This window comes from Acinetobacter sp. GFQ9D191M (assembly GCF_011174875.1).
Classification (GTDB): domain Bacteria; phylum Pseudomonadota; class Gammaproteobacteria; order Pseudomonadales; family Moraxellaceae; genus Acinetobacter.
The window spans coordinates 23663-30869 of the sequence record NZ_JAALGV010000111.1; the positions used below are offsets into that span (position 1 = coordinate 23663).

Below are 7207 nucleotides of genomic sequence, written 5' to 3' on the forward strand. Positions count from 1 at the left end.
AGTGCATTTTAAAAGTTTTTAGACTAAAATCATTTTGTCTTTATACCCACTTAATCCGGAGTAAAAATGAAGCACAATAAAAAGCTTTTAAGCGTTCTTGCAATTGGTTTAATGATGTCTGGATGTGCTAGTCGTGATGTAACGCAATTAAACGTAGCAAGCCCTTTATCTATTATATCTGAAGCATCTCAAGAGGCTTTAATTGCACAACAGAATTTAAAGAACTCTACTGCAATTCAAATGCAAACTGCTCAGAAGAAACAAGGTAGCATCAACCATGACCTTTTAAATATCGACTACATAGGCGATCCAATACCTTTAATTAAAAGTATTTCTAGCCAATACGGATACCGTTTTGTAGAAGCTGGTCCTACCCATGAGCTTCCAATTGTTAATTTTAATAAAAAGCGTGTTACGGGTGTAGAAGCTTTACGCAATATTTCTGCATATTTAAATACTGCTTCGATAACTCTAGATCATCAAAATAAAAGTATTTTATTGACTTATAACTAACACCCTTTAAATCCTTTTATAAATATCTGGAGTTTTTATGGACTACTATAATAATGCTTCATTACAAGAGCTACTAAACCCATCTAACCAGTCTTCTTTAGAAGTTCATGTTAGTAATGTTGAACAGCAAGCTCGTTATGAAGCCATGCTTGAATTGGTTAAGCAAAAAGGTATTAAGTTAGGGATCAATACGTATTTAAGCAACTCTCGTGAGGTCATCAAAAGCCAAGAGCGTAACCTTGATACAATCTTTAACTTTAAACCTTACATGATCAAAGGTGTTGTTGTTCCCCCGGTTATTATTGAATCAAAAGATGTAACTGAGACACCTAATGCCATGTCGTACAAGACGACTAAGCAGACTTATAAAATCTTGAAACAAGCTCGTTTCAGTACTCGTGCACCTGATTGGCGTCAGTACCTTGTTTTCCCTACACTTGATAGCAATGTTGATTACGTGACTTTCATTCCGAAAGAAATGTTACCAGCTAACGAACAAGAACGAAAAATATGGAAAGAGACTGCTGCTAAGTCTTATGAAATGGGTTTAGTTGAGGGCCGAAATATTGTTGAAGATGCAGTAGATCGTCTTAAACGAGATTATTTGGGGATGGTTACTTTCCATAAGTTTGTTTTAGAGGGCAAGTTATCAATGCCAGCAATTAGCAGTCAATCACTGGCTGTTACTTCTACACAAGACACTATTGCTCTTGATATGAAATTGCTTCAAATCCAACAATTACCGCAGTTCAATTCAAATATTGAAACTTGGAAACCAATTCTCCAACCTGAACAAATTGCACCTAGCTATCAAATTCCAAAAATTAACCTTGTTAGCGAACCTTAAGTTCGCTAACTCAATTGGAAGTTTTAAATGCAAATGAAGGTTTCGACATTAAAAGCAAAATCTGCATTATTTGATGTTAACAAGATTAAAGGATCTGAAAATAAGATTCTGACAGCTACCAAAGACATTCGCAAAGACTACGATTCTAGTCGTGGTTTTGGTTTGGCTACATTAACAGCCATAACGACATACAAAGATCCGAAACAAGGGTTTAAAAGTCGCGATGAATTTGAAAGTCTTCTATATGAAGCATTAGCTCATGGTGCTTCAGATATTTTCATTAGTCCAGATCGCCCCATCACAATGATGAAAGACTTGGACTTATATTCGTTAACACACCGTATTATCAATCGTGATGAAGCTTTACACATCCTAAGAACGATTGCTGATGAAAATGCCTACTTAGTCCTTATTAATAATAAGTTTATTAATAAGGCATATCGTATTCTGCAGAAAGACGCTTCAGGTAAGGAAACTCGTTATAACTTTCGTGTGAACGTATCTCGAACTTCGTATCGTGGATCTGGAGATTCTTTTCAGATAACGTTACGTACAATTTCTGGCATCCCCCCTCACTTTTCAAAAGTGGGTTTAGATGAAGATTTCATCAATAGATCGCTACCTCACAATGGTTGCTACATCATCGGCGGTATCACTGGTTCTGGTAAAAGTACAACACTAGCTTCAAATATTCGCTATGTGTTGGAAAATAATACTCATATTCGTGGAAATATTTTAACTCACAATGAGCCTATCGAATACGAGTATGACGCAATTGAAAGCACACACAGTATTGTTAGTCAAAGTGAAATCCCCAATAACTTCGAGACTTTTGCGGATGCAAATAGAGAGGCGATGCGTAGACGTCCTGCTGCAGTTGAAATCGGTGAATTGCGAGATAAAGAAACAATTTCTGCAGCTCTAGAACTTTCTTTAACTGGCCACCCTGTTTTTGCAACGGTTCACGCAACCACAGTAGACAAAATTATTCCACGTATGTTGAAGCGCTTTAAGCATGAAGAACATCTTCAGGCTGCAGCTGACATTATTGGTTCAGTTTATACATTGATTGCTCAACGTCTTGTTAAAGATGTGAACGGCAAGGTATTTGCTGTAAGGGAACACTTAATTTTATCACCTCAACTTAAAGAACAATTGCTTTTAATTGATGATATTCATGCTCAACAGAAGTTTATTCGAGAGTTAATGATTAATTCTGATGGTTCAGATCCAAACATCAGTAAGAGTTTCAGGAAACAAGCTGACGATCTACTCAAAGCTGGTCGTTTGCATGAAGACTACTATTACAAACTGATTTATTAAGAGGCGAATATGGATGATCAATATGCACACTGGTCGCAATTTAGATTAAATCTAATCCTATGGGGCGGTTTAAACGGATATTTGTTTATACCTTTTCTAGCTGTTGTTATTAAGTTTTCCTTATTCAAACTTATGCTTTTCATCGGCTTGATAGTAGCAACATTGGTTATTGAAAAAGTATTTAAATACAAATACAGCTATATCCCCTCTGCTCTTAGACGCTTAGTTTTTGGGGGCAATAAATACACTAGACGCGGTAGAAGACGTTACTCGTTGTAAATCTTGAAAAATTGAAAGGTAAACTTATGAAAAATACTCAAAATGAAAAACCAGCGATTGAAGAACGTTATATTGTTCTAGGTATTGATGATGGACATGGCGGTACAAAGCTTTATGCTGGTCTAGATCCAGATGGAAATGAAATCAAACTGACTATTCCTAGTATTGCTTATTCAGGAAAAGTCCTCACTGGCGAAGAGGAATCTACTGACTATTATGTGGTTAAAGTTAATGAAAACCTTTATACAGTTGGTAAGAAGATCAATAGTAGTGTTCCTCTAGATACCAGAACAGATGAATACCCGACATCTGAATATAACAAGGCACTAATACACCAGGCAATTAAGGCCTATATTGACCATATCGGAACATATGATGGTAGAGCGTTTGCAATCGCTACTTCACTTCCTGTTAGTCGCTATTACACACCTGAAAAAACCAAAAACATGCCACTTATTGATATGAAAACTAATTTTCTACTCAATGGTGATGTTTGCTACAACTTAAAAGATCATAAAGCTGGTAAACCGCTTAATATCATTAAAAGACATATTGTTAAATGTGAAGCTCAAACAGCTTATTTTAATGAGATTATTGATGTACACGGAAACGGGTCAGAAGATAGTGATCTTTTAATAAGTTCTGAATGTGCTGTAATCGATATTGGCGGTAAAACCACTGATATTGTAGTCACATTAGATGGAGGAAACATGCTTGATGGCCATCGTTCTACATCACGTAACCTTGGTATTCTTACCATCTATGAACGAATCACTAGCTTAATTCTTGAATCTGGCTATAAAACGGTTAACGCTAACTGGCTAGATTTCGCACTAAAATCTGGAAATTATGGTATAGGATCTCAAGCCAAAGATATTACAGGTTTAATTCAGCAAGCTAAAAACGAATTCATGATCGAATTAAATAACTTTATCTCTAAACAGATCGGTGGAGGAGATGATTTAGCATTAGTATTATTTTGTGGAGGCGGTGCAGCTTTTCTTGAAAAAGAGATTAAAGAAAAGTACGACTTACCGAACGTAAGAATCGCAGAATCACCAGAGTACGCCAATGCTAAAGGTTTATATAAGTTAGCTAAATACATGTATAAAATGTACGCAGAAATCAAATGACAGATTCAAACTACATACAACTATCCTATCAATTAATTCACTTAACAAGAGAAGATCTTGATGTGATTAGTAGTGTTAATAGAAATCTACCAGGTCTAGACTTAAACGCTTTTAGTTTAAGTCTGCTGTATTTGGGATTTATCTTTTGTACTGACAAGCAGAAGATTTTTCTAAATGCGCCAGTGCAAAATGAAATAGACGAGATGTTTGCACAGCCTGTACGAATGAAAATAGATAAAAATGCAAATCAAAAACTATTTAATTCAATTAAAAAACATCCTCAAGGAAAGCTTCGTAGAAATTACATAACTGCTGTTTTACATGCTGGTATAGCGGTTCTAATTGAGCTTTCATACCTTTATAAGTTGTATGAAGTTAATGAGGATATGGCAAGCCTATATTCTGTCAATTCTTTCCTATTAAGGTTTGGTTTAAGTACTTGTGTTGAAACATACTCCAAGTTTAATACTGCTTACTATGTGTATGATATTGAATATCTTGAAAAAAAGTATCTTGATCATATCACCATACAAATACCAGAAAGTAGTAAGGAGAAAAGTGAACAATCACCTAAAAAGCCCGTAACTGATTCTATCAAGAGCAAGGAGGTTCCTGTTCAAAAAGCAGTTAAGATAAAGGAAGCTAAACATACTGAACATAAAAACATTCAGGACCACTCCCCTACCGTTGAAACATCTCAAAATACCGAAACATCCGAAATTAACAATGCTAAACCAAGTCAAAACGTATCTGAATCAAAACCAGTAACCAATCCAAGTAATTCGGATTGGCTTAACAAGACTTTTAATCCAGATCTATTATAAAAAAACCGGCAATGCCGGTTTTTTTCATTCAAAGTTTTGAAACTTCAATCATTCAAGCTCTTAAAAAACTCTTCAATTTTTCTAGCTTTCTCTTCTGTAATATCGGCATCCAAGGCTACTCGCAACTTAAGTACACTCTTACCTTTGGTACCACATTCAGAACTCATAGAACCAAATTTAACGCCCTTATCTGTTTTAAAATCGAATTTATTCTTACTCGATTGTTCTTCAGTAGTAGCTTCTTCAGTTTTTTCAGGCTTAGTCGCCTTATTTGCTTTTTCTTCTTCACTCAAAATAGCTATAAATCCTTTATGACGCTTGCCCGTGGATTTAAATTCTTCAACGTATTTATCCCATTCTGGTCTTAACAAGTCGAAAATTGCTTTTTCGGTTTTAGTTTCTAAAGCTTTATTTATTGCGGTATTCACTTCTTGAGCAATATATCCAGAAATTAGCTCAGGATCTTCGTTCAAAGAGTCCAAAATGAACTCAGGTAAGTCTAGAATATATTTGAGACGGAAATACTTCGACTTATCAATCGCAAATTTTTCAGTAACAAATTCATAACTTTCAAAAGGATAACCGAACTCTTCACATAATTGCTTGATTTTTAATATGCTTTCAAAATCTGTAAGATTATGTCTAGCAGTATTATCCAATAAAGCTGTTATAGCAGCTTTATCATCATTCATAGATGTTTTAACTAAAGCAGTAATTCTCTTTAGCTTTAAAATCTCTTTAATTGCTCTAAAACGTCTCTCACCAGCAATTAACTCGTAACGATTACCCTTCTGTCGAACAGTAATTGGGTTAATTTGTCCATTAATTTCTATATCAGCAGCCAAAATTGGCAACTTCTCATATACACGTTTATTCATGATACGTGGTTGATAAGGTGATGGATCAATTAAATCAATGTCGATTGATTCTAAATGAGATCCGCTAACAATATTTTTTGTTTCTCGCTTAGCTAGTGGGTTAAGACTCCCCTCTTCTATGGCTGGAGTCGCTGTATTTTCTTTTACATCAGTAACTTGAGCGTCACTCCCTGTTGCATTAGCAACAGGTGTTTTTTTCATGCTTTTTACTTTGTCTTTAAAGTTCATATCAGCACCTTATAATTTTTTGTATTCAGAAACCATTAGATCTACAAGTTGATTAATTGCTTGTTTTGCTGGTGTTTCTTTTCCAGCATCCAGATCAAATACGGAACACTTAACATATGATGCTTGACTAAAAACCGTAGCATTTGGAATACAGATTAATTCCTTATTTACCAGTTTTTCTTGTAATTTTGGTTGAGCATATTCATTGCGAATATCTTCAGCCAAGGTAAGATCCACTGTATTACGCTTGTTATAAAAGTTTAGTACTGGCGATAGAATTTTTAAATCTGGATTGCTTGTCTCTAAATCATCCATAGAGTTAAGTATATCTTCCAAACCCTGAATACTGTATTCACCCTGTAATGGAATTAATAAACTGTTTGATGCTAACAAAGCATTAAAAGTTAAAGTTTCCATTCGCGGTGGACAATCTAACAAAATAAAGTCGAAATCCCCTTTTATCTTTCTTAATACACTTCTAATAATTTCATTAGGAACTGGACTAGAACGTTGAATATTGATCTCAACATCACGAATGTTTTTAGCACAAGGAATCAAAGATACATTTTCAAAGTTGGTTTTATCTGGACCTTGTATAACATCGTGGATGTTAATTGTTTTATAGTTTTCAAAAATATCTTTTAGAGTGCCATCTATATCGTCAATATCTGGAACATTTGAAATATGTTTTGTTGCATTACGTTGGCTATCTAAGTCGATTACTAAAACCGTATAACCTAATTTTCCAAGCTTAGCAGCACAATTCACTGTAGATGTTGTTTTGCCCACACCACCTTTAAAATGGATGCTTGTACAAATATAAGTTTTTCCTGAGTTCTTTTGCATTTTTCAATCACCTTTCAAGTAAAGTCAAACAATACAATATTTGAAAAATATTTAAAATACTTTTTCACTTTATTTTTAATATATTTTAACTTTTTCAATCTATATGCCTAACATGTGTCCATATCTTATGTGTTTTTCATTATCAGACTGATAACAGCTTTAGATTCCTTAGCGTGGTTTTTTTCATTATCAGGCTGATAACAGCTTTAGATTCCTTAGCGTGGTTTTTTCATTATCAGACTGATAACAGCTTTCGATTCTTAATCGTTGATTTTTTCATTATCAGACTGATAACAGCTTTAGATTCCTTAGCGTGGTTTTTTTCATTATCAGGCT

7 protein-coding genes are annotated in these 7207 nt (G+C 34.5%); 5 read left to right on the forward strand and 2 right to left on the reverse strand.

The features are described from left to right. The first annotated feature begins 66 nt into the window (after positions 1–66). The 5 genes from G5T77_RS14920 to G5T77_RS14945 all read left to right on the forward strand — a co-directional run bounded on the left by G5T77_RS14920 (position 67) and on the right by G5T77_RS14945 (position 4919). Positions 67–513 carry a DotD/TraH family lipoprotein gene (locus tag G5T77_RS14920; protein WP_005028631.1) on the forward strand — a complete coding sequence of 149 codons (447 nt, stop codon included), beginning with the start codon at positions 67–69 and terminating at the stop codon, positions 511–513. Positions 514–550: 37 nt separating this feature from the next. After that, a complete protein-coding gene (locus G5T77_RS14925) occupies positions 551–1360 on the forward strand; it encodes a type IV secretory system conjugative DNA transfer family protein (RefSeq protein WP_166135302.1) in 810 nt (269 codons plus the stop codon). Positions 1361–1387: 27 nt separating this feature from the next. After that, a complete protein-coding gene (locus G5T77_RS14930) occupies positions 1388–2683 on the forward strand; it encodes an ATPase, T2SS/T4P/T4SS family (RefSeq protein ID WP_005005886.1) in 1296 nt (431 codons plus the stop codon). Between the two features lie 305 nt (positions 2684–2988). Further along, entirely contained in the window at positions 2989–4095 is a 1107-nt protein-coding gene (locus tag G5T77_RS14940; RefSeq protein WP_032055046.1) for a ParM/StbA family protein, read from the forward strand. Then, positions 4092–4919, forward strand: a complete 828-nt coding sequence (locus tag G5T77_RS14945) for a hypothetical protein (protein WP_166135305.1) — start codon at positions 4092–4094, stop codon at positions 4917–4919. The genes G5T77_RS14940 and G5T77_RS14945 overlap by 4 nt, the downstream gene beginning before the upstream one ends. 44 nt (positions 4920–4963) lie before the next feature. Here the strand turns inward: G5T77_RS14945 and G5T77_RS14950 are convergent, their stop codons facing one another. Both G5T77_RS14950 and G5T77_RS14955 read right to left on the reverse strand, forming a co-directional pair. Next, positions 4964–6025 carry a ParB/RepB/Spo0J family partition protein gene (locus tag G5T77_RS14950; protein ID WP_005005876.1) on the reverse strand — a complete coding sequence of 354 codons (1062 nt, stop codon included), beginning with the start codon at positions 6023–6025 and terminating at the stop codon, positions 4964–4966. A gap of 9 nt (positions 6026–6034) precedes the next feature. Then, positions 6035–6871, reverse strand: coding sequence for an AAA family ATPase (locus G5T77_RS14955; RefSeq protein WP_032055048.1), 837 nt, complete (start codon positions 6869–6871; stop codon positions 6035–6037). Positions 6872–7207: the final 336 nt, after the last annotated feature.

What these genes read in the sequence shown, in the direction of transcription:
- G5T77_RS14920 (WP_005028631.1), top strand. Translation starts at nt 67, where the DNA reads ATGAAGCACAATAAAAAGCTTTTAAGCGTTCTTGCAATTGGTTTAATG.
- G5T77_RS14955 (WP_032055048.1), bottom strand. Translation starts at nt 6,871, where the DNA reads ATGCAAAAGAACTCAGGAAAAACTTATATTTGTACAAGCATCCATTTT.
- G5T77_RS14945 (WP_166135305.1), top strand. Translation starts at nt 4,092, where the DNA reads ATGACAGATTCAAACTACATACAACTATCCTATCAATTAATTCACTTA.
- G5T77_RS14930 (WP_005005886.1), top strand. Translation starts at nt 1,388, where the DNA reads ATGCAAATGAAGGTTTCGACATTAAAAGCAAAATCTGCATTATTTGAT.
- G5T77_RS14940 (WP_032055046.1), top strand. Translation starts at nt 2,989, where the DNA reads ATGAAAAATACTCAAAATGAAAAACCAGCGATTGAAGAACGTTATATT.
- G5T77_RS14925 (WP_166135302.1), top strand. Translation starts at nt 551, where the DNA reads ATGGACTACTATAATAATGCTTCATTACAAGAGCTACTAAACCCATCT.
- G5T77_RS14950 (WP_005005876.1), bottom strand. Translation starts at nt 6,025, where the DNA reads ATGAACTTTAAAGACAAAGTAAAAAGCATGAAAAAAACACCTGTTGCT.